This window comes from Undibacterium sp. 5I2 (assembly GCF_035019605.1).
Classification (GTDB): Bacteria; Pseudomonadota; Gammaproteobacteria; order Burkholderiales; family Burkholderiaceae_D; genus Undibacterium.
In genome coordinates, this window is sequence record NZ_JASJVS010000024.1 from 28,129 (window position 1) to 51,191 (window position 23,063).

Sequence of the window (23,063 nt, forward strand, 5' to 3'; positions counted from 1 at the left end):
GATGCTTGTGAACGCCTTACTCGATAGCGCCAAAAAACGCATACTGATTGCCGGTGATGTCATGCTCGACCGGTATTGGTTCGGCGAAGTCAATCGTATCTCGCCGGAAGCACCGGTGCCGGTAGTGCGCGTGCAGCGGCGCGAGGAGCGTCTGGGCGGTGCCTCGAACGTGGCGCTCAATGTCGCCGCACTTGGCGTGACGACCAGCTTGCTCGGCGTGATAGGCGAGGATGAAGCTGGCGACGCCATCGAGGCGATGCTGAAAAAATCGGGCATCACCAGTTATTTGAGTCGGGATCGCGAAATTTCAACGATCATCAAATTGCGCGTGATCGGGCGGCAGCAGCAATTGATACGGATCGATTTTGAAGAGCGCCCGACCGCCCATGTGCTGAGCGATAAACTCAACCGCTACAATGCCTTGCTGACTACCTGTGATGTGGTGGTCTTGTCCGATTATGCCAAGGGTGGCTTGGTCAATGTGGCCGCTATGATCAGTGGCGCGACGGCGGCCGGCAAGTTGATCTTGGTCGACCCGAAGGGCAGCGATTTTTCTCGCTACCGTGGCGCCAGCTTACTCACGCCGAATAAATCGGAATTAAGGCAAATTGTCGGTGAGTGGGATAGTGAAGCCGAATTGACTGAGAAGGCGCAGGCGATGCGCACCGACTTGGGGCTACAAGGCTTGTTGCTGACCCGTTCGGAAGAAGGCATGACGCTCTATACCGAGGCCGCCGTAACGCACGTGCCGACCATGGCGCGCGAAGTGTTTGATGTCTCGGGCGCCGGTGACACCGTGATCGCCACCATGGCAGTGATGATGGCGCAAGGCATGTCGATGGAGCAGTCCGTGGTCATCGCCAACCGCGCTGCCGGGATTGTGGTTGGCAAGCTGGGTACCGCCACTGTGTCGCAGCAAGAATTGTTTCCAGCGCAGTGAAGCACGGGTGAAAACGCTGTGACGGCGTAGCCGTCGCGGCGGTTTCATTCGTCACGTGATTCACATTAGCTTATTTGAAATCTGTCTATAGCCCGGCGCGATCGTTGCCGCAGCGCGAAGGACGAAAACGATTAGAATAGGGCTCTGACTGTTTTGAAATGAAGACTATGCGCTACCTGACTATTGAAGACACAATCGGCCATACCCCGCTGGTGCGTTTGCAGCGTATTCCCGGCGCGGACAATGTCCTGCGTAATAATATTATCCTCGGCAAGCTGGAAGGGAATAACCCGGCCGGTTCGGTGAAAGACCGTCCAGCCTTGTCGATGGTGTTGCGGGCCGAGCAACGTGGCCAGATCAAGCCTGGTGACACCCTGATCGAAGCGACCAGTGGCAACACCGGTATCGCGCTGGCAATGACGGCGGCGATGCGTGGTTATAAGATGCTCTTGCTCATGCCCGAGAACCTCAGCATTGAGCGGCGCCAGAGTATGGCCGCCTATGGCGCGCAAATTATTCTCACCCCCAAGACAGGCGGTATGGAATATGCACGCGATTTGGCCGAGCAAATGCAAAAAGAAGGCAAGGGCGTGATTCTTGATCAATTCGCCAATCCCGATAATCCCTTGGCACATTTTGAAGGGACTGGTCCGGAAATTTGGCGTGATACCGGCGGCCGCGTGACGCATTTCGTCAGTGCCATGGGGACCACCGGCACCATCATGGGTGTGTCGGCTTATTTGAAGCAGGAAAATCCACAGATTCGCATCATCGGAGCGCAACCGGAAGAAGGCTCACAAATTCCCGGCATCCGTAAATGGCCACAAGCCTACATGCCGAAAATCTTCGACAAGGCGGCGGTCGATGAAGTCCTGTCCGTTTCGCAGTCGGACGCCGAGCAAATGGCGCGTCGTTTGGCGGTAGAAGAGGGGATTTTTTGCGGTATTTCTGCCGCCGGTGCCTGTGAAATTGCTTTGCGCATCGCCCAAACAGTCGAAAATGCCACCATCGTGTTCATCGTCTGCGATCGCGGCGACCGCTATTTGTCGACGGGCGTATTTCCGGCCTGATGATTGATTGTTACATTAATACAATTTTCTAAAAAAAATACCGAAATGACTCTGACAGAGTGATTTCGGTATATCGCCTTCAAGCCGCCGTTACCGGCACTTGATGGGAATCGCGGCGCAAATTATGCGGCGTCTTTCGGCTTGAATTGCTTGTCGCTGATGCGGAATTTGGCGCGACGGTCACCCATCAGTTCGCGCAATTCTTTGATGCTGACATCACTGATTTCATGCATGCGAATTAACAAAGACGCGCCTACAGGCAAACGACGATGTCTGATTTTACTGATCACTGGTGGTGCCACTTCCAAAGCGCGGGAAAGTGCTGCATCATTTTTCAAATGCAATTGTTTGATCAGCGTGTCTAAAAGATTATTCGGATCGTAATCGATCTCGTCCGATTCAAGCTGTGTCAGATTTGCCATAATTACCTCGTTGTCTTGTCTATTGATGCTGGAGATTAAGTTGCTTCAATGAGAATTAATCATACGGTAATATTGTATCTTTAAAATAGAAAACCCTTATCATAGTAATAGCAAAACATTGTTAAATCTGCCGATATATTGCTTTGTTTGCATGCCATAATATCAACTAGATGTTCGCACTGTAGTTCAAATTACAAGAAAGTACAAATTGTTTTCAAGGATTTTTTCAAGATTCAATATTTTTATTGCCTAAAATCACATGCTGGCAACACAGTATTGGATAAAACTTTCCGTATAGCAATTGATTAAAGTGAAAGATATTGTTAAACCTTAAATATCAAATGTCAACTATCCACTACCTCAGCGGTTTTCGCGCGCGATCGCGATGACACGGCCAAGCTCAAACACCGACATCGCGTAAAAATAACTGCGGTTGTATTGTGTGATGGCGAAGAAATTTTCACTCCCCAGCCAATACTCGGTGGCGGCATCACCATTTTGTAAGTCGACCACGCCATATTGTATCGTGCTCGGTGCGGCACTGCTGGCCGTACTGAGGAAGCCGCTGAGTTCAGATAGTAGATAAGTGGCTTTGAGTCCTTGGCTCAGGCTGCTTTGCAGTTCTGCCGTATGGGCCTCGCTGCCGGTCAGCGTGGCCGGAAATGCGACCGGCAAGTTGGCTTTCCAACCATGGGCGGCGAGATAGTTGGCGACACTGCCGATGGCATCGACGGCGGAGGTACTGAGATTGATTTTGCCATCGCCATCGAAGTCAACCGCATAGGCGCGTATACTGCTAGGCATAAATTGCGGCCAGCCGATTGCACCGGCATAGGAACCGGTGAAGGCAAACGGGTCGATTTCCGATTCTTTAGAAATTAACAGCAGACTTTCCAATTCTTGCTTGAAAAATTGCATTCTTGCATCGCGCGTCGGGGTTTCCGGGTAGTCAAAAGCCAGCGTGGTCAGCGCATCGATGCTGCGAAAACTGCCGGTATGTTGGCCGTAAATTGTTTCGACGCCGATCAAGCCGACGATGATTTCCGCTGGTACGCCATACTGTTTTTGCGCCCGCTCCAAGGTGGCGCTGTATTTATCCCAAAAGGCCAGCCCGGCAGCAATCCGTTTGCCTTCGACGAAGCGGGCGCGGTAGGCTTGCCAATTTTTGGGCTTACCGGCCGGTGCCGGACGCATTAATTGTCGTGCGCTTTCGATATAGCGCGTGCGCGCGAAGACCGCGCGCAGATAAGCCGGATCGATGCCATGCTTACTGGCCATATCATTGGAGAACGCGGCGACTTCTGGCCATTGCTCGAAGTGAACGGTGTTCGTTGCCGCGGCGGGAGGGAGTTTGCTTTTCGCGGCAGCGATGGCGTCACTGCCGGGCTGTATCAAGCTGGCTGAAAGGCAAAAAAATGAGACTAAGCGAGAAAATTTCAAAATGGTAATCGCAAAAAAAAAGATCAGCGGCAGGCCGCTAGCAAGGTTTTCAATTGTTTGACGGAAATAGCTTCCGTCAGCGTCGGTTTGCCGTAGGTGAGCGCGATATAGCAGCGTAAAAACGCCTGCGCCGGCAGATACGCGTGCGGCGGCAGGCTGTGTTCCAAGCGTTGCAAGTACGCTGATGGCCCTTCGGCTAAATGCTTGGGACAGTTTTTACTCGCCATGCGTCGGCAGAATGCCAAGTATACTGCATTCGTTTTCGACAGGGGCGCTTTGTTACGCATGATAGGTAGGGCAAGCAAGGCCAACAGGCCGGCCGCAATGCCGAAAAACAGCAGGGCAAGCTGGGCCCAGTCTACCTCTTTCCAGCCGAGCGAGGCCAGCAGCGCGAGCTGCGATTGCTGGTTGTAAGCCAGCACGCGTTGGTTCCAAGCATGGTTCATGGCATCCCAGTGCATGCGCAGGTTTTGCGCCCAGGAGTTGCGGCTCCAAGCATTGCCAACCAAGGCGGCCAAGCCGCGCGACGGTAGGGCACGGGCTAAATTTTGCATTACCCGTTCCGGTGCCACGGCGGCAGTTGGGTCGACGCGGGTCCAACCTGTGCCATCAAGCCAGACTTCGGCCCAGGCGTGGGCGTCGGACTGACGGATTTCGTAAAAGCCATCGACATCGTTGCGTCGGCCCCCTTGATAGCCGGTGACCACCCGTGCCGGAATGTCGGCGGCGCGCATCAGGACCACGAAGGCGCTGGCAAAATGTTCGCAGAAGCCGGCCCGCGTAACGAACAGGAAATCGTCGACACTGTTGCGTCCTAACAGCGGTGGCTCTAAGGTGTAGCTGAATGCTTCTTGGCGAAATTTCATTAACACGGCTTGAATCAGCGTCGCCGGGGCTGGGTAAGTGCGCGCGAGTTCGGCGGCTAAGGCGAGTGTGCGTGGGTTGTAGTTGGGCGGTAATTCCGTGGCATCGGCGCGTTCGCTGCGGGTGAGCGCTGCGGCGCGCTGCGCGTTCGGTGCCGAGCGCACTTGATAGCGCAGACGTTCGGTGACGGCGGTGTTGCTACGCAATTCATCTTGATGGTTACGCTTGCCCAGTATTTGCGTGCCATTGCGCGCGCCGGTCAGCGGCAGATCGAGCGCGAACAGCCAACTTTGACCTTGCGGTTCGAGCACAATGTCTTGGCCGATTTGCAGTGCCGGCGCATCTTCCACTGCGCTCTCATCGATGGCGCTGGTAGCGCTGGCATGCCAACTACGGCCATCGAAGTCGCTCATGACGATGGCGCGCCAGTACAACCACGATTTATTCGCAATTGCGCGGTCAAATTTGACGCGAAACACCAATTCTTCCGATTGTGCCAAGTCGCTGATGCCGCCCGGTGCCATGGCGGAGGACAAGCCGGTCTTGCCTGCGTGTGCATCGCCGGGCAAGCTCCAGAGCGGCCCGGAAATTCGTGGAAACAAGACAAAGGCGCACAGACACAGCGGCACCGCCAGCCCGACTAAGGTGGCCGCGAGTTGCAAGCGCTGACGTAAAGGCGGCAAAGCCACGCTGTAGTGAAACGACATTTGCGCGCACAGCAGCAGGGTGAGGGCCAGCAGAGAAAGTACGGCGATGGCGATGCTTTGCTGATAAAAGTAATTGCTCAGCAATAAGAAAAAAGCCAGCGAGGTGACCACGAACAGATCACGTTTCGCATGCATTTCGAGTAACTTGCAAGTCAATAGTAAGCTCAGCATAGTGACCCCGACTTCGCGCCCGAACAGGCTGTGTTGCGTCAGGTAAACTGCCAGCATCAACGCTGTCGCCACTGGCAGCAGCAACCAAGGCGGCGGCAAGCGCCGCCCGCTGAGCGTCAAGTAACTGCGCCATAGCAACATTGCCAGGCAACTCAGCGTGACCCAGGTGCTCAGATGCAAGGCATGGGGTAGCAGCACGACACTACAGGCCAGCAGCAATAACAGGGTTTCGGTTTTATCGCGCGACCAAGTCGGCAGTTTGCTGAGTAAACGCACGCTTAACTTTCATGCAAGGCTAAGGCGCGCAGGCAGGCGTCGCGGTGCGCTGCTCCGAGGGCGGCGGAGTAAGCATGCACGCCGAGGCGAAAGGCATATGCTTGCTGGGCTTGTTCAGCTTGTAAGATCCAGCTGGTCATGCGCGAGAGTTTAAGTTCGGTATCGAGTTGGCGTGGCAGCTTGGCGAAATCGAGCGTGAGTTCGCCGCCGGCCAGACCGGCAAATTGTTTGCTGATCAGCGGTGCACCGGGGGCGCTGTCGAGGCGTGCGATTTGTTTCCACGCTAAGTGTTTCATCGCATCACCAGCTTGATACCCGCGCACGCCGGCGAATTCGCCGTGCTCGGCCTGCGCCGCCACGCCAGCGTCGCGGTAGCCGGTCTGTGGCAAGGGGGGCGGATTGGCTTCCGGTTGCGGGTAGACCAGCGCCTGACTATCCGGTAACCAGGTACTCCAGGCGCGCAGCCAGCCGAGTGGAAACCAAGTTTGCAGGCGGATGCGCGGGATCGCTTGCCAGCCGCGCTGATTGGCTGGACAACTGAGCTGCACGGTAGTGGTATCGTGTGCGGCGATGTCACAGACTTGTTCGCTGCTGCGGCCGGTGTTGAAACCGACCGAGATGGCGTGGCGCGCGTAGGCGCGGCGGTTGATCAGATGAATCGTGTAATGGCACTCGTCGCCGACAAACACGGCCGCCGCCGAGCCACTGCGCAGATGCAAATAGGCCAGATTGCGGAAGCACCAAAAGGTATTGAGGATGGCGACACCAGCGAGAAGGAAGGTCAGTGCAAAGCCCAGACTGAGGCTGTAATTGGTGGCGGTAAGAAACATGATCAGCAACAGCAACACGAACATCCAGCCTGCTTTACTCGGCAAGGTGAATACCCGTCTTTGCGTGAGATAGACTTCGCCGCTTTCCGCTTGGCGTTCCAGAAAAATCAGCTCGCGCAGACGCCGGCGTAAAGTGGTCAGCATCACAGCGCCTGTCTACAGTGGCACGCTGTGCATTAATTGCGTCAGCAATTCATGGCTGGCACCGGGTTTGCCGAGTACCGATTTCAGCGGGCGCAAACGGTGCGCTATGACTGGTATCAAGACTGCTTGTATATCTTCCGGCAGCACATGGTCACGCCCTTCTAAGGCCGCCCAAGCGCGCCCCGCCTGCAATAAGGCAATGCTGGCGCGTGGACTCATGCCCTCGGCAAACACGTCGCCACGGCGGCTGGCTTGTGCGAGTGCTTGCACATAATCGATCAAGCTGGCGGCGGTGTGGATCTGTTTCAGGGCTTGCTGGGCTTGCAAAAATTGTGTCGGATTCATCACTGCCGGTAAGTTGGCCAGCAAGCTGCGACGGTCTTCGCCAAGCAGCAGTGCGCGTTCGGCGGCGGCATCGGGGTAACCGAGCGAGAGGCACATCAAGAAACGGTCGAGTTGCGATTCCGGTAAGGCAAAGGTACCGACTTGGTGGGAGGGATTTTGCGTGGCGATGACAAAAAATGGTGTCGGCAAGGGCCGGGTCTGTCCTTCTACCGAAACCTGATGTTCTTCCATTGCCTCGAGCAAGGCCGATTGGGTTTTCGGCGGTGCGCGGTTGATCTCATCGGCCAGCAAAACTTGACTGAAGATCGGGCCAGGATGAAACTGGAATTGGTTTTTTTCGCGTTCGAAGATGGAAATGCCGGTGATGTCTGCCGGCAATAAATCGCTGGTGAATTGCACACGATTGAATTGCAAACCCAGCGAGCGCGCCAAAGCGTGGGCCAGTGTGGTCTTGCCGACGCCGGGCACATCTTCGATCAGCAAATGACCGCCGGCCAACAATCCGGCCAAGGCCAAGCGAATGCTTAACTCCTTGCCGATGATGATTTGATTGACTTGCGCAGCAACAGCATGGACTTGAGAAAACATCGGCTTCCTTGTTGGACGAATTTTGCACAGTGTAAACGGAAATGTTGCTGTCCGTAATAATTGTCGCGTCTCAATAATGCATATTTGCAAAAGTGTCGGAATAGGCGGACACTGCTAACATGATAATCACAGAGCAGCATTGCCACGGCCGCCGGCCGCCGCAGCGTGTCTGTTCGCGCCAATATTGAGACATGACTACTGCGTACTACACCCACGCCGATTGCAAGCGCCATGAAATGGGCGCTTGGCACCCGGAATCGCCGGACCGTTTACAGGCCATCGAAGATCAACTCATCGCCAGCCGGATTCATGATTTGCTCGACCATCGCAGCGCGCCGCTGGCGCAAGAAAGCGACTTGGCGCGGGTACACAGCGCCGATGCGATTTACCGTATCCGTGAAAATTGCCCGGCCGAGGGTTCGGACTACGCGCATTTTCCGCTCGATGCCGATACCTCGCTCAATGCTTTTACTTGGCGCGCCTCACTGCGCGCCGCCGGGGCAGCGTTGGCTGCCACCGATGCCGTGATTGATGGCAATATCGAAAATGCCTTTTGCGCGATTCGTCCGCCTGGTCATCACGCCACTTCGCGTGAATCCATGGGTTTTTGCATGTTTAATAACGTTGCCGTTGCTGTAAAGCATGCACTGGAAGTACGTGGCTTGCAGCGGGTCGCCATTGTCGATTTTGATGTTCATCATGGCAATGGCACTGAAGACATTTTCGCCGGCGATGAGCGGGTGTTGATGGTCAGTTTTTTTCAACATCCGTATTACCCCTACAGCGGCGCCACGTCGGCGGCCGCGAACATGCTCAATGTGCCGGTGCCGGCGCACAGTTATGGCGAAACGATTCGTGAATTGGTGTTGCAGCAATGGTTGCCAGCCCTGCGTACATTCAAGCCGGAAATGTTGTTCATTTCCGCCGGCTTCGACGCGCACCGTGACGATGAGATGGGGCAGCTTGGCTTGGTCGAAGCAGATTACATCTGGTTGACACAACAAATCATGCAAGTCGCGCGTGAAACCGCGCAAGGGCGCATCGTCAGTTGCCTTGAAGGTGGGTATAACTTGGCGGCGCTGGGGCGTAGCGTCAGTGCGCACATCAAAGTTTTGGCCGAACTCGATTAAGGGCTGCGGCGATCGTTAAATTTGATCAGGCAAACGTTAATTTGTGTTGTTTAGACGACGTTTTTGCAGTGTTTAACAGTTTCTTTGTGGAATTTTTTTGGGAAATTTCCTACAATTATCATTGATTGTTTGAAATAGATTTACAGGGCAAACCCGTTGAAAAACGGCGACGCAAAGCCACCGGCCTAAGGCGCACCAGCGCTACGGCAGCGGGGTTGCCAACGCAGACCTGATCTCGTTGCGCATATGCCGTCCTGCACCCTTACGGAGCGTTGACATGATGCATAAATTTTCCCCCTCAGCAGTGACAGTCGTTTTTCCTCGTACTGTTTTGGCCGCCGCCTTGCTGAGCTTGCTCAGTGCCTGTGGCAGCGGCAGCGGCACTGACAACAAAACCGCAGCGGCCGATGCGCCGGCGGCAACGGCAACAGCATCAACGACTTTGGAAGTGAGCTTGGGTGACATTCCGCTGTTGACGCAAAGCGCGCAACCGAGCTTTCACGTCGCGCCGGTATTACTCGATGTGCCGGCCGATATTGATCAGGGTAATGGCAGTGTTTCAGCCCTGATGGCGCCGCGCCAGCAAACTGTTCCGGTGCAATTCCAGCATTTATCCGCGCGCGGCTTGACTGCCGCCACTTTGCATTCCGCCCAGCAAACCATACAAGAGTCGGCCGTCAGCCAAACCCTTACGCCCAGTGCGACACCGACGGTGGTGTCGACCTATACGCCGGCACAAATTCGCGCAGCCTACGGTTTGCCGGCTTTGCCTGCCAGTTTTACCGGCCTGACGGCGGCCCAGGCGGCGCAATTCGGTGCCGGCCAAACGATTTACATCGTTGACGCACAGCATGATCCGAATGCGGCCCTGGAATTAAGCACGTTTAACCAAAAATTCGGCTTGCCAGCGTGCACCAGCAAGACTGTCAGTTCCGTGCCCTTGGCCGCTGCATCGCTGACTTCCTGTGAATTGATCGTCGCTTACAACACCGCATCCGGTACCTTAACCACGACGGCACCGGCTTATAATTCCGGTTGGGCCACTGAAATCGCGCTCGACGTCCAATGGGCCCACGCGACCGCACCGCTGGCACGGATCGTGTTGATTGAAGCGCCCGATGCCTCGCTCAACAGTTTGATCGGTGGCGTGCAATTGGCCAACGCCATGGGCCCCGGCGTGGTGTCGATGAGTTTCGGTGCTGCCGAAGCCGGTTACACGGCTTCGGTTGACAGCGTGTTTACGGCTGCCAAGATGACTTACATCGCCGCCACCGGTGACGGTGGCGCAGCGGTCAGTTGGCCGGCGGTATCGAGCAATGTGCTTGCCGTCAGCGGCACTTCCTTGACGTATTCGGGAACTGGTGCGCGTGCGGAAACGGCGTGGTCTGGTACTGGCGGCGGCATGAGTGCATATACTGTCACCCCAGCTTACCAAAACAATAGCGTACCTGGCATGGGCTCGCCGGCCCATCGCACGGTGGCCGATGTCTCATTCAATGCCGATCCGAATACCGGTCAATATTTGGCCACCATCAGTCCGGGCAGCACGGCAGTGAGCTGGTTGTCGGCCGGCGGCACCAGTTTGTCGACGCCGCAGTGGGCCGGCATCGTCGCCGTCGCCAATGCTGTACGAGCACAAACTGCCCAAGCCGCCTTAGCCGGTCCGCATGCCATGCTGTACACCAAAATTGCCAGCGTTCCCGGCAGTTATGCCAGCGCCTTTGCTGACATCACCAAAGGCAGCGACGGCACTTGCGCGACTTGCACCGCCAAGCTCGGTTACGATCCGGTTACCGGTCTCGGTACGCCGAATGTCACGGCCTTGCTGACTGCCTTGAATGCCGCTGCTCCGGTCAGTGCGCCGGTGGTTGGCAACGCCGGCATCAGCGGCCAAGTCGGCACGGCCTTGTCATTCACGGTCTCGGCCAGTTCGGTCAATCCGCTTACTTACAGCTTGAGCGGCGCACCGGCTGGTATGGCGATTAACAGCAGCGGGATCGTCACTTGGGCGGTACCGGTGGCCGGCACGTACACGGTCACGGTCACCGCCAGCGATGCCAAAGCCAATCTGTCCGGCAAAGGGATTTACACGGTGACGATTGCCGCGCCTCTGCCTCCGGTCGTCAGCGCTGCGAGTATCAGCGGCAAAGTCGGTACGGCCTTGTCGTTCACTGTCAGCGTCGTCAATGCCAATCCGGTTACGTATAGCATGACGGCCGCCCCGAGTGGGATGACGATCAGCACGGCCGGTGTGGTGACATGGGCAACCCCTGTATTGGGAACCTATGCGGTGACGGTGACGGCACTCGATGCCAAAACTGGTTTAAGCGGCAAAGCGGTCTACACCGTGATAATTGCTGCGCAGCCTGCACCGGTGGTGAATGCTGCGGCCATCAGCGGCAAAGTCGGCACGGCTTTGGCTTTCAATGTATCCGTGACGGCTAGTAATCCACTCAGCTACAGCTTGAGCGGTGCCCCGAGCGGGATGACGATCAGTAGCGCCGGTGCGGTCAGTTGGGCAGTACCAGTGGCCGGCACGTATGCGGTGACAGTGATTGCCAAAGACAGCAAAACCGGTTTGAGCGGGCAGGGCGTGTACACGGTCAGTATCACCGCAGCCGGCGTGGTCGGGCCGGTGATTACCGCTCCCGCCATGACCGGTGTGCTGGGTAAAGCACTTAGCGGTACCATCAGCATCGTCGATGTCGGTGCCAGTTCAGCCTCGATTTCGATTGCCGGCGCACCGTTGGGGATGTCGTTCTCGCTGTCCGGGGCAATCGTGATCACGGCTAGTTGGGCAACACCGGTCACCGGCAACTATACGCTCACCGTCACGCTAACCGATAATCTCGGCCGCACGGCCAAGGCCTTGGTACCGATTACGATTACTGCCAAGTAAAACGGGCCTGAGCTAGCCCGGCGCGCACTGTTTTTCGGTGCGCGTTTTGTTGTCTGCACACTGGTTTTACCGGCTTTGAGCACGAGAAATGTAAACTTTTGGGTCAATGGCGGCATAGTTCCGTACAATATCGCTTTGATTTCGCAAAAAAGAAGAACAGGCATGTCTATACAATGGTTCCCCGGCCACATGAACGCCGCCCGCAAGAAGGCGGCGGAAACCATGGAAAATACCGATCTGGTCATCGAAGTACTCGATGCGCGGATTCCTCAGGCCAGTTGCAATCCTATGGTGGAGTCGCTGCGTTTGTTTCGGCAGCGTCCTTGCCTGAAAATTCTCAATAAAGCCGATCTGGCTGATCCCCACGCGACCCAGCTTTGGCTCGATTTTTATAATGCCCAAAAAGATGTGTATGCAGTGGCGATGAGTTGCAAGAAGCCGGCCGATGTTGCCAAGGTGCCCGGCTTTGCGCTGAAAATGGCACCGCATCGCGGCGTGCCGACCAAGCCTTTACGTATGATGATCATGGGGATTCCCAATGTCGGTAAGTCGACCTTGATGAACGCCTTGCTCAAAAAGCGCGTGGCCAAAGTCGGCGATGAACCGGCTGTGACCAAGACGCAGCAGCGTTTATATCTGGGCAGTAATATGATTTTGACCGATACGCCGGGGATGTTGTGGCCCAAGATTGCCCATCCTACCGATGGTTTGATGCTCGCTGCCAGCCATGCGATCGGCATCAATGCCTTGATCGAAGAAGAGATCGCTACTTTCTTGGCCGAGCAATTGCTGCAGCATTATCCGCAATCCTTGGTCACGCGTTATGGCTTTACCCTGGCCGGCATGGATGCCGTGGCGGTGGTCGAAGGGGTGGCGAAGAAACGCGGTTACAAGCTCAAAGGCGGCGAATGGGATTTTGAAAAAGCCTCGCACACTTTACTGCTCGATTATCGCAGCGGAGCCTTGGGACGGGTGAGCTTGGAAACACCTGCCAGCCGCCAACATTTGCTGGCGACCTATGTGCCACCGCTCTTGTTAGGGCAGGGTAAGGATATCACCAGCAGTATGCCGCAAGCCGACACCGAGCCGGCCGACTGAAACGCCTCAGTGGATAGACAAGCGCGTGAAGGACTCCAGATAATTGAGCAGACCATCGGACGATTTGCCGGCCAATTCCACATTGCCCTTGGCAATCGCTTTGGCGATTAACAAGTGGCAGCGCGCGCATTCTTCAATATCGCCCTCATGTTGGTAGGCGTACCAAAAGCGACGGCTTTTGATGATTAAGGGTATGACGGCCGCAACGGCAGACGGATTGAGGCAGGCATCGTGCACGATATGGTCAAAGGCTTGATCGGCCGCCATGTATTCAGCCAGCGTATGCCGTTTGGCCGCAATCAGCATTTGTTCGGCACAGCTGACGAGTTGCTTGCGCTGTTCGGCGCTGACATGTTGTGCCGCGCGTTGGATGATCAAGCGTTCGATCACGCGCCGAGTTTCGAGCAGGGTAAGGTGTTCCTTGACTTCGATCTGACTGACGATGAGGCCGCGTCGTGGCATCGGCGTGATCAAGCCGTTGGAAGACATGCGCATCAGGGCTTCGCGCAGAGGGGTACGCCCGAGTCCGGTTTTTTCCATCAGCGCCGCTTCGATGATGGGGGCGCCGGGTATTAATTCCATCGTGACGATCATGCTCTCGATGGCGTCGTAAGCGATGTCTGCTGCGCGTTTTTTTTGCACCGGCGCGAGCGACGTGGAGGGAGGGTTGAGCATGAACGGACCTTGGCTGAACGAAAGAGTAATACTGATGATACCCGCTTAACTCTGAATATTACTTTGTTTAAAGTGTAAATGACAAATTAACGCGCTGTTTTCTACTAAATCGCCGCCTTATTTTTTGTCTTTGAGCAATTTTACCTGGCGCAGCCAAGTTTCTTGCCAGCTTGTTTGCGTCGCTGAGGATGGATACCTGCTATGCCTGTCAAGGACGATGCCGTGCGATTGACGGCTGCCGCCAGTGCCCAATTAGCGCGCCAAGTCGCTGATGTGTTTTTTGCCGAAGCCTTGTTCGATCGCATGAGCGATATCGTGTTTTTTGTCAAAGATTGTGCCGGTCGCTATGTGGTAGTCAATCAGACCTTGGTACAACGCTGCGGTTTGCGCAGCAAGCAGGCCGTGCTCGGGCGAACTGCCGAGGCGCTGTTTCCGGCTGGGCTGGCGGCCAGTTATGCCGCTCAGGATGCCTTGGTGCTGAGTGGGAAACGGCAATTATTTGATCAACTCGAGTTACACCTTTACACAAATCGGCGTCAAGGTTGGTGTTTGACGCAAAAGATTGCGCTCTATGATATGCGCCGTAACATTATCGGCATGACCGGTATTTCGCGCGATTTGGCGGCACCGGATCGGCCGCATCCGCAGTTTGCTGCTGTCGCACTGGCATTGCGGTATCTACAAGAGCATTATGCGCGTGCCGTATCGATGGCTGAGCTGGCGGCCTTGAGCGGCTTGTCGGTGGCGCGGCTCGAGCATCACTTCCGAAAAATTTTCTCTCTCACGCCACGGCAGATGATGCTCAAACTGCGACTCGATGCCGCCGCACGCTTACTCAGTGACCCCGGCGTCAGTATCACCGAGGTCGCATTGACTTGCGGTTATCAGGATCACAGTGCGTTTTCACGCATCTTCAAAGCCACCGTCGGCATGACTCCGAGCGCTTACCGCGTACATATTGCGAGCCTTTAATCAGGCCGTGCTGGTGATACCCCAGATGAAGGGATCGCGCGGGTCGAGCAAGAGCTGCGCCTCGGCGGTGATGAAGGCGCTACCGCGCACGACCGGCAAGATGTGTTGCGGCTGTCCTGCAGCATTCTGGACGCTGCGGTACGAGGCGCAAAACACGCTGCCGATCAGACTTTCCTGACGCCATATCTGGCCCGGAGCGAGTACACCATCTGCCGCCAGACAGGCCAACTTGGCGCTGGTGCCAGTGCCACATGGCGAGCGATCATAGGCGCCGCCCGGGCAAAGCACGAAATTTCGACTGTCGTTGCGGCTGTCGGCAGCAGCGGCGAAGAGTTCGATATGGTCGATAGGCGCGCCGTTGGCACCCTGTATGCCAAGCTGTTCCAGTGCCAAGCGCACCGCGCGCGCATAGCTGCCAAGTGCGGCTGCATTGGATAAGTGCAAGCTTTGTTGGTGCTCGCCAATGAGGAAAAACCAGTTGCCACCCCACGCGATGTCGCCGCAGACCGTACCGATGCCGGGTACTTCGAGCGTGACGGCGCGGGCATGGCGATAGGCCGGTACATTGTGCACGCTGACACTGTGATCATCATGCAGTTCGGCAGCGACGATACCGACCGGAGTTTCTATTTTGTGTCGCCCTACAGCAATTTTTCCTTGATATGCCAGAGTCGTGATGAAGCCTATCAGTCCGTGTCCGCACATGCCCAAGTAGCCGACATTGTTGAAAAAAATCACACCGGCGACGCATTCGGCATCCTGCGCCGGGCAGACCAGTGCGCCGACGAGGACATCGGCACCGCGCGGCTCGCACACGCTGGCGCGGCGATAATGGTCGAATTCCGCTCGCATGAGCTGTAATTGCTCGGCAACGCTGCCGCCGCCGAGCGCCGGGCCGCCGGCGATGATGACGCGGGTCGGTTCACCGCCGGTATGCGAATCGATGACGTGTATGCTGTGCATGGCTACTCCTGAGCGCGTGTTTTGTTATCATAGCGCCCGACGCGATGGCATGTCTTGAGCGATTCCGGGCCGCAGCGCGGCGAAATCGGCACAGTCGCTCGGTTTGCTGGCCCCGACGCACAAGCTGTGTTGTTTTTTGCAACGGTACAATGGTAAAGTAGTCGCATCGCTTGGCGATCTGCAAAAAAATTTTGTGGAAGATGTCGTAACGAATGAATGTATTTGTCAATAAACCCGATACCACATTTTCTGAGCCTATCAGAAGGCGTCTGGCCGTCGCCTTGTGTTTATCCTTGCTCTTGCATGGGATCTTATTGTCTTTGCAATTTGCAGCCCCAAGTGCAGCGCGCCTCAAGAATACGACCGTGCTGGCGGCCGTCGAGACGCCGGCACCCTTGGTGTTGAACTTGATGCCAACTGCCGAGCTCGAGCAATTAAGGCCCTCCAGTAGCTTGCCGACTGCACTGCCGCCCCCGGCCGTAATTACTGGCATGCAAATTTTGGCCGCTCGTCCGGTTCCGCCACCTGTGAAAAAAGTGAAAAAATCACGGCGGCATCGTGCTGCAAGCTTGCTGCCGCCGCCACCACCACCGCCACCAGCTTTGCCGCTAGCGAATTTACCCGACCTGATTACTCAGGATGTCCATCGCGATGAGAATTTTGTAGTGGCCGTGCGCGCCCCAGAAGATCCTGCGCGTAGCGATACGCGGCTTAGCGCTGCGAGCTTGCCGGTTGCTGTGCCTGAAGCGGCCAGTGCGAGCCTTGCTGTTGATACGCCCTCAGTTGCCAGCCCAGCGGTTGTTGCAGCGTTGCTTGTTCCCGCTGTTACTCCTGCAGTTGTGCCGGCGCTTGAAATCCCGACTGCAAGCTTGCCAGAACCTGTGCCCGTGGCCGAACCGGAACCGTCGCGTGCGAAATCGACTCGGCGTAAGGCAATCGCTGCACCGGATTTGAGCGAACACAAGGCCGATCTACCTGCTCGTCAGAACTTGCTGCAGCAATTATCGAGCGAGACGAAGCAGGAGGCCGAAGCCGCAATACGTCTGCAGCAAGCTCATGAGGCGGCGAGGCAGCAAGAACGCGAGTCGGCCGCCACGCAAGAGCGTCTGGCGGCCGCCGCCGCCAGTTTGACGCAACTCACGCAACAGCGTCGGCAACAGACACTGCCGGACCCTGCACTCGAACAGCAATTGCAGGAAGAAGTGCAGCAGCGCGAACAACTGCGTAAGCAGCATGCTGCGGCTATCGAGCGCCGCCAGCAGGAGCAGGAGTTGCTGGCTCGAGCTCAACAGGAGGTGCAAGCAGCCCAAGCTGAGAAAGATGCCCAAGCTGCCCAAGCCGCCCAAGCCGCCCAAGCCGCCCAAGCCGCCCAAGCCGCCCAAGCTGCGAAAGATACCCAAGCCGCCCAAGCCGCCGCAGCGCTGGTCGCACGAAACCAAGCCGAACCCGGCGATGCGCTTTCCGGCACCATCGACGGCAAGTTAGGCAAGCGCAGCGCCGTCAGTGACGCCGTGGGGCAGGGAGACTTGAGCAGCGACTTGGCGAATCGCTCAAGGCAGCGCGGACTCGATTATTTACGCGCCGTTCCGCCCTTGCCACGACGCGATAGCGTTCTCGTGCCACGACGCTATAGCGATCAGGGCAGCCGCGAAAAGGATATCCAGTTGCGCATGTACGCAGAGAGCTGGAAGCAGAAAATTGAGCGCAATGGCAATCTCAACTATTCCCAACTCTCGGCGCAGCGTGCGCGCGGTGATGCCTTGGTCAGTATCGGCTTGCGCAGCGATGGCAGCGTGACGGAGATCAGGATTTTACGCTCGACTGGCCGCGTCGATCTTGATGCGGCAATCAACAACATCGTGCGCCTCAATGCCCGTTATGCCGTGTTTCCAGCGGCGATTGCCGATCAATACGATGTCATTGAAATTCGGCGCATTTGGAGTTTTGACGAGCAATTGAAAATTCTCGACGAACTGCGATGAAGCACTTCGGTGACCTTGGGCGCAAACAGTTACACTATGTGTTTTCAACTTCAGTGGAAAACTCGCCATGCACATTTTGATCACTGGCGGTACCGGCATGATAGGCCGTCGTTTATGTGCAGCCTTGTTGGCTGACGGCCATCAACTGACGGTACTGAGCCGCCGTCCGCAAACGGTCGCCAGCATCTGTGGTGCGGCCGTGCACAGCATGGCTGATCTCAATGAATACCACAGTGAGATGGTGTTCGATGCCATCATCAACTTAGCTGGCGAAGCGATCGCCGATGCGCGCTGGAGTCCGGCACGCCAGCAAATTCTGCGCACTAGCCGAATCGCCCTGACCGAATTATTATTACAGAAAGTCCATGCCGCACAGCGACGCCCCCAGGTGTTTCTCAGTGGGTCGGCGGTCGGCTTTTATGGTGACAGCGGTGCCACCCCGCTGAGCGAGCAAGCCGCTGCCGGCGGCGATTTCAGTGCGCAATTATGTGTTGATTGGGAAGCCGCAGCAAATCAGGCGGCCGCGCTGGGCATCCGCACCTGCATCTTACGTACTGGCTTAGTGCTCGATGCAAGCGGCGGCATGCTCAAGAAAATGCACCTGCCGTTCCAGCTCGGACTCGGCGCGCGCCTCGGTCAGGGCAGTCAGTGGATGAGCTGGGTTCATGTGGCCGATTACGTCGACATGCTGCGGTTTTTGCTGACGCAAACCGAGGCCGCCGGGTGTTTCAATATGGTGGCACCGGAACCTGTATCGAACCGCCAGTTCACCGCCGCGCTCGCGCACGCGCTGCACCGGCCGGCACCGTGGCTGATTCCCGCTTTCGTATTGCGACTTGCCATGGGGGAAATGTCGAGTTTGCTGCTGGGCGGACAGCGTGTGCTGCCGGCCAAGATCAGCGCGCTTGGCTACCGCTTTCGGTTTACGCGCTTGGCCGATGCGCTGGCCGATCTTTATGCGTCACGGTAGGGCTGCCGGGGCAGCGTAATACTGGCTGCTCAGGGTTTTGAACTGTCCCCCATCGCTATTGATGGTGGTTTGATGCGACTCACCGGCACTGAACACAGCCCCAAAGCCGCCGACGGCAACCAAGTCAGTTGCATGGGTGAGGAAATAATGGGCGCGGTTGTCGCGCCAAGCATTGGCCACGCCACCGGGCTGCACCGATGGTGCGCCGAGTGGCGTTTGCCACCATAGCAAAGGTAATTGCAAACCTTGGTGATATGTTTGTGCCAGGCTCAGATGTTGGCTGAAATTCGGCGTGCTCAGATTATTTTCATCCCAATACCACGGCGTGCTGCTGCTGCGTTGGCAGTAGCTTGCTTGAACGCTTTTTTCAAAGCAACCGGCATCGCGGTCCAGTGTTTCCATGACGATGAAATCGGCCTTGTCGGCACCGAGTTTTTGCATGAATCCCAAGGCCGTGCCGGCCAAGTCGGGAAACAAGGAAGTCGGGAAGCCGACGTAGGCAAGTGGTGCATACTTGCGTGCAGTTTGCAGCAAACATTGGGCGACACCTTTGACATCGTTCGACAGCGTGCTGCAATCGGGATTGCTGCTGACCACGGCCGCGACGGTGCTGGGATCGGCATTGCTCGACAAACGCTGCGCATAGCCCCAGAAATCCGGCTCAAAATTGACCAGCACTGGTTTGCCAACAATTTTGATTTGCTGGAATAATAGGCTCACATTAGCCCAATAGGCCGTCATGAATATCGGATCACTGAGACCACTCAGATTGCCATCGCCATTGCTGGCCATTTGGTAGAGCGTGAACATAGGCACGGCACCGAGACTGGCGGCATTCGCCGCCACGAGTTGCACATAGGCACCGCTTGGGCTATTCCAAGTCGGCCACGCCGTGCTGCCGACGCCGTTGAGATACTGATCATAGATTTCTATGTGCAGGTTTTGTTTATTGATATCAGCCACACTGGTCGAGCCCAAGCCGAGCAAGAGGTGCTTGCCGAGGCCGAGCTGCGCGCTCAGGGCGGCGGCTTTTTGCGCCAGCGTCAAGGGCGGCGGTGGCGTGCTGACTACCGGCGGGGTCACTGGTGGCGTGACTGGCGGTGTTACTGGTGGGGTGACCGGTACCGTGATTGGTGGTGTGACCGGCACGGTCACCGGCGTAGTGCCGCTGGCCAGTGCGGCACTGCCACCACCACCACCGCAGGCGGCCGGTAGCAGGAGCAAGCTATAACTGAGTAAGGAAGAAAGTTTCATGAATTTGAATTTGTAGAAGAAGGCTTGAACCTATGATATCCGATGTAGCAAATGATGATGCAGCAAATCAACGCCTTCATTGTCCGCGTTGTCAGCGTCCTGCCGACACCTGTATTTGTGCCTGTAGCCGGCCGATTGCCAACTGTTGCGAAGTATTGATCCTGCAACATCCGCTCGAAGTCAAGCAAGCCAAGGGTAGTGCCGGCCTGCTCGATTTATGCCTGCAGCGCTCGCAGATTTGGGTGGGGGAACAATTTGATGAAGCCAGCTTACAGCGTGCGTTGTATGGCACCTCGGCAGAGTACCCGGGCCAGTCTCAGCCGGTGTTGCTCTACCCCGATACGGCCGACAACCAAGCGCCGGCCTTACGTGGCACGGCAGCGCCAGTTGTCGTTCCAGCCTCCTTGCCAGACCAGCCGCGGCAACTGCGTCTGGTGCTGCTCGATGCAACCTGGCGCAAGAGCCGCAAAATGCTATACCTGAACCCCTTGCTGCAAGCCTTGCCACGCGTTTCCTTGGCGGCGATGCCGCCGTCGCATTACCGCATACGCAAAGCCCACAAGCCCGATCAACTGGCCAGTCTGGAAGCTTGTGCGTATGCACTCATGCAGCTCGAACAGAATGAGGCGCGCTATCTGCCCTTGCTGGCTGCCTTCGACGCCTTCGTCGCGCTACACAGTGCGCGCACCGCCGCCTATCGCCAGCAATAAAAAAAAGCCCCGCTTGCGCGGGGCCCAATGGAGTCTGGTCAGGGTCGGTTGTTGTTTCAGATTAAGACGTTAATAATGGCATTACCGATGCCGATCAGGGCCGCGCCCGAAATCAAACCGGCACAAATAGGCTCACAACCTTCCACCCAGAAGCGATAGCCACTGCTATTGGTTTCTCGGTGGCGGCGGCCCATCCACCAGAATACCAAGGCACCGAGCCACATCGCCAGACTGGCGTCAGGTGGCAACACTACACCCAAACCGATAGAGACGGCCGACAAAGGGAAGCGCCCTTTGGTGGAAATCCGCGCCAGTTCGATGGCGACGGCACAGATTGCCGCGACCGTCATCGCGATCAGGGCCGAAACCGGCAAGCTGTGGATGCCATGAGCGATCAAATCGGCCACGCCCTTCCATTGCACGGCGGCGGGGAAGGCAAATTGATCGCTGACAATGGTGGCAGTACTGCGTACACCATTGCTGTCCGGTGGCAGGAACAACAAATAAAACAAGGGAATACAGGCCAGCGCGCCGGAAATAATGCCGATCACATGGCCGATCGCTTGCTGGCGCGGTTTGGCACCGAGCATGTAGCCTGGTTTGATGTCAGACAGCAGATTGGCGGCATTGAGCGCCACTTCCGCCGTCATCCCGGCCGGAATCAGATTATTAGCCGGATTGGCATGGTCGATGGCACCGATGGAAAACTGGGTGATTTTTGACAAAGCACCGGTCGGCACCCAAGAAGTCAGGGCCATAGAGTTGACGCCGATGACGGTGAGGATGAAAATCAGTGGCAAGGAAATGAAAGACAGCAACCAAGGTACGCCGAAAAATTCATGTGTGGCGGCCGCACCGATGACACTGAAAATCGGCACGCCGACATACGAAACCCACAGCGGCAATTCGATATCGCGTAAGACATCGTTAGCCAGCGGCTGGGCCGGCGCAGTGCCGGATTTTTTGCGCAGGCTTTTAAAGGCATTGGTAAAAATTTCCGGTTTTGCCAACAAGCCGACCAGGGAACCGACCACCATCATCGCCACGCCCCACCAGAGTGACCATTGATTAACGATTTCGGCGCGGTTGAGTGCCAGCAGGTGACCGTCTTGTGCTAAGCGTGGAGCGATGTCGCCACGGTTAATCATCCATGGTGCCAGCAAGGCAAAGTTGAGGAAGCCGCCCAGCAGCACGCTGCTAGCCACGCGTATGCCCATCAGTCCGCCGACACCAAGCATGGCGGCATCGATGGTGAAGCGCAATCCCAGTGTACGGATATCGACGCCGGCAATTTTCGGGATCCACAAATCGTATTTGATTGCGGCCGTGTAGTAGTAGTCGTCGAGTCGCTCACGCACGCTGAAGGCTTGGGTCATGCCGGTCCAGCTCTGCATTTGCAAAACTTTAAACTGAATCAATTTCATCCAACCATCACTGGTGATCATTTGGTAGCCGCCCGATACCAGTGCCGTCAGGCCCAGCAGACGCGCTTTGTACATGCCGGCTGCCGCGTCGCCGGTGTAGAGTGAGTCGAGCACGACGCCGCAGGCGCGGCCTTCCGGAAACGGCAACTGGTCTTCATTGATGAAGCGGCGTTTCATTGGAAAGGCAATCAAGACGCCGAGTATGGCGACCACCACCATCCAGATCATCATTTGCCACCAAGGAATGATTTTACCGCTCACCAGCATGAAGGCGCTCAAGCTGGCAATCAGCGGCGAAATCATATAACCGGCCGCCGTGGCGATCGATTGCGTACAATTATTTTCGAGTACAGTGAAATCGGTCGCGATGCCGGCTTTATTGAGCGCCTTGAAGAGCGCGAAAGCCAGAATGACCGAAGTCAGACCGACGCCGATGCCGACCCCGGTTTTGGCACCGATATACAGTGCCGTGGCAGCCAGAATGCCGCCGAGAAAGAAACCGGTGAAGGCGGAACGCAAGGTCAATTGCGCCATGTCGCCGCGATAGATATGGCTGAACCACCAAGCATCCTTTTGGGAGCGGGTCCAGCTCGCGATTTGCTCGTCTGATAGTTGTTGCAGCGCCATTTTGTCTCCAATATTGCTAATAAGTCTTAAAACTGACGCAATAATGACAGATTATTTTCTGAATTTTTTATTGCGCCTTTAAATCTGAAACTTTTTTTTCAGATGGCGCAGTATCCGAGTCACTCAGCGTGCTGTCAAGTTGTCTCGCGGTAATTCCGAATTTTTAATGGTTTTCCAGAAAAATGGCAGAGAAACCAAGTTTTAAAGCCTTGCATACATTCAAAAATAAAGCGCGAAATCGATAAAAAATGTCTGCTGCCTAGCCATGTTGATCAAAAATCTGACTAGGGTTTGAAACCCCGGCCTTCAGAGGCTGTCGCAAAAGCCTAATGGACGCTTTTTACACCTGAAACACCGTATGCCTCGTCATTCCTGCGTAGGCAGGAATCGAGTGGCACGCTAGTGCCTTCAGGGTGGGAGGGTCGATCAAGTGTACTTTTTTTCTGTGAGATGAACACGTCCTGCTGCGCCTGAGATAAAAGCCGCCTGCGCGGCAATGACGAATTGGGCAGCTGGGTGAATACAAACCCCTTCCAAAGTCTGTTCCATCGTCGCTTGCGAC

The 23,063-nt window shown here is 56.3% G+C and carries 18 protein-coding genes and 1 riboswitch; of the genes, 9 read left to right on the forward strand and 9 right to left on the reverse strand.

The annotated features are described in order from the left end of the window. The first annotated feature begins 7 nt into the window (after nt 1-7). Both rfaE1 and cysM read left to right on the forward strand, forming a co-directional pair. Nucleotides 8-940 carry a D-glycero-beta-D-manno-heptose-7-phosphate kinase gene (gene rfaE1 / locus QN359_RS10305; RefSeq protein ID WP_323493275.1) on the forward strand — a complete coding sequence of 311 codons (933 nt, stop codon included), beginning with the start codon at nt 8-10 and terminating at the stop codon, nt 938-940. Between the two features lie 167 nt (nt 941-1,107). Next, nucleotides 1,108-2,010: a cysteine synthase CysM gene (gene cysM / locus QN359_RS10310; RefSeq protein ID WP_322249417.1), complete on the forward strand. Its 903-nt coding sequence runs from the start codon at nt 1,108-1,110 to the stop codon at nt 2,008-2,010. Nucleotides 2,011-2,132: 122 nt separating this feature from the next. Here cysM and QN359_RS10315 read toward each other — a convergent pair whose 3' ends face one another. The 5 genes from QN359_RS10315 to QN359_RS10335 form a co-directional block, all read right to left on the reverse strand. After that, nucleotides 2,133-2,432, reverse strand: coding sequence for a hypothetical protein (locus tag QN359_RS10315; RefSeq protein WP_110257001.1), 300 nt, complete (start codon nt 2,430-2,432; stop codon nt 2,133-2,135). 360 nt (nt 2,433-2,792) lie between these two features. After that, on the reverse strand, nt 2,793-3,872 hold the full coding sequence (gene mltB / locus QN359_RS10320; RefSeq protein WP_322249416.1) for a lytic murein transglycosylase B: 1,080 nt from the start codon (nt 3,870-3,872) through the stop codon (nt 2,793-2,795). Nucleotides 3,873-3,895: 23 nt separating this feature from the next. Beyond that, complete coding sequence (locus tag QN359_RS10325; protein WP_322249415.1) at nt 3,896-5,890, reverse strand: DUF3488 and transglutaminase-like domain-containing protein; 1,995 nt, start codon at nt 5,888-5,890, stop codon at nt 3,896-3,898. Between the two features lie 2 nt (nt 5,891-5,892). Continuing rightward, a complete protein-coding gene (locus tag QN359_RS10330; RefSeq protein WP_322249414.1) occupies nt 5,893-6,864 on the reverse strand; it encodes a DUF58 domain-containing protein in 972 nt (323 codons plus the stop codon). A gap of 12 nt (nt 6,865-6,876) precedes the next feature. After that, nucleotides 6,877-7,797 carry an AAA family ATPase gene (locus QN359_RS10335; RefSeq protein ID WP_322249413.1) on the reverse strand — a complete coding sequence of 307 codons (921 nt, stop codon included), beginning with the start codon at nt 7,795-7,797 and terminating at the stop codon, nt 6,877-6,879. Nucleotides 7,798-7,988: 191 nt separating this feature from the next. Here QN359_RS10335 and QN359_RS10340 point away from each other — a divergent pair, with 191 nt between their 5' ends. The 3 genes from QN359_RS10340 to ylqF all read left to right on the forward strand — a co-directional run bounded on the left by QN359_RS10340 (nt 7,989) and on the right by ylqF (nt 12,924). Then, nucleotides 7,989-8,927: a histone deacetylase family protein gene (locus tag QN359_RS10340; protein WP_322249412.1), complete on the forward strand. Its 939-nt coding sequence runs from the start codon at nt 7,989-7,991 to the stop codon at nt 8,925-8,927. Nucleotides 8,928-9,063: 136 nt separating this feature from the next. Beyond that, nucleotides 9,064-9,150: riboswitch (cyclic di-GMP riboswitch) on the forward strand. A 54-nt stretch (nt 9,151-9,204) separates the two neighbouring features. Continuing rightward, on the forward strand, nt 9,205-11,826 hold the full coding sequence (locus tag QN359_RS10345) for a S53 family peptidase (protein ID WP_322249411.1): 2,622 nt from the start codon (nt 9,205-9,207) through the stop codon (nt 11,824-11,826). Between the two features lie 162 nt (nt 11,827-11,988). Beyond that, nucleotides 11,989-12,924 carry a ribosome biogenesis GTPase YlqF gene (ylqF, locus tag QN359_RS10350; protein ID WP_322249410.1) on the forward strand — a complete coding sequence of 312 codons (936 nt, stop codon included), beginning with the start codon at nt 11,989-11,991 and terminating at the stop codon, nt 12,922-12,924. 6 nt (nt 12,925-12,930) lie between these two features. Here ylqF and QN359_RS10355 read toward each other — a convergent pair whose 3' ends face one another. Beyond that, entirely contained in the window at nt 12,931-13,599 is a 669-nt protein-coding gene (locus tag QN359_RS10355) for a GntR family transcriptional regulator (protein ID WP_322249409.1), read from the reverse strand. Between the two features lie 201 nt (nt 13,600-13,800). Between QN359_RS10355 and QN359_RS10360 the strand changes: the two genes are divergently transcribed. Next, the gene (locus QN359_RS10360; RefSeq protein WP_322249408.1) at nt 13,801-14,571 is read left to right on the forward strand and encodes an AraC family transcriptional regulator; all 771 of its coding nucleotides are present in this window, start codon (nt 13,801-13,803) and stop codon (nt 14,569-14,571) included. On the opposite strand, the gene QN359_RS10365 is transcribed toward QN359_RS10360, so the two are convergent. Continuing rightward, the gene (locus QN359_RS10365; protein ID WP_322249407.1) at nt 14,572-15,534 is read right to left on the reverse strand and encodes a 4-hydroxyproline epimerase; all 963 of its coding nucleotides are present in this window, start codon (nt 15,532-15,534) and stop codon (nt 14,572-14,574) included. It lies immediately after the preceding gene. A gap of 212 nt (nt 15,535-15,746) precedes the next feature. Here QN359_RS10365 and QN359_RS10370 point away from each other — a divergent pair, with 212 nt between their 5' ends. Then, nucleotides 15,747-17,516 (forward strand): TonB family protein, encoded by a 1,770-nt coding sequence (locus QN359_RS10370; RefSeq protein WP_322249406.1) that lies wholly within the window; start codon nt 15,747-15,749, stop codon nt 17,514-17,516. A 67-nt stretch (nt 17,517-17,583) separates the two neighbouring features. Beyond that, nucleotides 17,584-18,486, forward strand: coding sequence for a TIGR01777 family oxidoreductase (locus QN359_RS10375; protein ID WP_322249405.1), 903 nt, complete (start codon nt 17,584-17,586; stop codon nt 18,484-18,486). On the opposite strand, the gene QN359_RS10380 is transcribed toward QN359_RS10375, so the two are convergent. Then, nucleotides 18,478-19,740 (reverse strand): hypothetical protein, encoded by a 1,263-nt coding sequence (locus QN359_RS10380; protein ID WP_322249404.1) that lies wholly within the window; start codon nt 19,738-19,740, stop codon nt 18,478-18,480. The genes QN359_RS10375 and QN359_RS10380 overlap by 9 nt on opposite strands. 32 nt (nt 19,741-19,772) lie before the next feature. Here QN359_RS10380 and QN359_RS10385 point away from each other — a divergent pair, with 32 nt between their 5' ends. After that, nucleotides 19,773-20,450, forward strand: a complete 678-nt coding sequence (locus tag QN359_RS10385; RefSeq protein WP_322249403.1) for a tRNA-uridine aminocarboxypropyltransferase — start codon at nt 19,773-19,775, stop codon at nt 20,448-20,450. A gap of 56 nt (nt 20,451-20,506) precedes the next feature. On the opposite strand, the gene QN359_RS10390 is transcribed toward QN359_RS10385, so the two are convergent. Continuing rightward, on the reverse strand, nt 20,507-22,501 hold the full coding sequence (locus tag QN359_RS10390; protein ID WP_322249402.1) for an OPT family oligopeptide transporter: 1,995 nt from the start codon (nt 22,499-22,501) through the stop codon (nt 20,507-20,509). Nucleotides 22,502-23,063: the final 562 nt, after the last annotated feature.

Bases quoted from the DNA above. Each gene is read 5' to 3' on its own strand.
- cysM (WP_322249417.1), top strand. From the start codon at position 1,108: ATGCGCTACCTGACTATTGAAGACACAATCGGCCATACCCCGCTGGTG.
- QN359_RS10315 (WP_110257001.1), bottom strand. From the start codon at position 2,432: ATGGCAAATCTGACACAGCTTGAATCGGACGAGATCGATTACGATCCG.
- QN359_RS10330 (WP_322249414.1), bottom strand. From the start codon at position 6,864: ATGCTGACCACTTTACGCCGGCGTCTGCGCGAGCTGATTTTTCTGGAA.
- QN359_RS10335 (WP_322249413.1), bottom strand. From the start codon at position 7,797: ATGTTTTCTCAAGTCCATGCTGTTGCTGCGCAAGTCAATCAAATCATC.
- QN359_RS10340 (WP_322249412.1), top strand. From the start codon at position 7,989: ATGACTACTGCGTACTACACCCACGCCGATTGCAAGCGCCATGAAATG.
- QN359_RS10345 (WP_322249411.1), top strand. From the start codon at position 9,205: ATGATGCATAAATTTTCCCCCTCAGCAGTGACAGTCGTTTTTCCTCGT.
- ylqF (WP_322249410.1), top strand. From the start codon at position 11,989: ATGTCTATACAATGGTTCCCCGGCCACATGAACGCCGCCCGCAAGAAG.
- QN359_RS10355 (WP_322249409.1), bottom strand. From the start codon at position 13,599: ATGCTCAACCCTCCCTCCACGTCGCTCGCGCCGGTGCAAAAAAAACGC.
- QN359_RS10360 (WP_322249408.1), top strand. From the start codon at position 13,801: ATGCCTGTCAAGGACGATGCCGTGCGATTGACGGCTGCCGCCAGTGCC.
- QN359_RS10365 (WP_322249407.1), bottom strand. From the start codon at position 15,534: ATGCACAGCATACACGTCATCGATTCGCATACCGGCGGTGAACCGACC.
- QN359_RS10370 (WP_322249406.1), top strand. From the start codon at position 15,747: ATGAATGTATTTGTCAATAAACCCGATACCACATTTTCTGAGCCTATC.
- QN359_RS10375 (WP_322249405.1), top strand. From the start codon at position 17,584: ATGCACATTTTGATCACTGGCGGTACCGGCATGATAGGCCGTCGTTTA.
- QN359_RS10380 (WP_322249404.1), bottom strand. From the start codon at position 19,740: ATGAAACTTTCTTCCTTACTCAGTTATAGCTTGCTCCTGCTACCGGCC.
- QN359_RS10385 (WP_322249403.1), top strand. From the start codon at position 19,773: ATGATATCCGATGTAGCAAATGATGATGCAGCAAATCAACGCCTTCAT.
- QN359_RS10390 (WP_322249402.1), bottom strand. From the start codon at position 22,501: ATGGCGCTGCAACAACTATCAGACGAGCAAATCGCGAGCTGGACCCGC.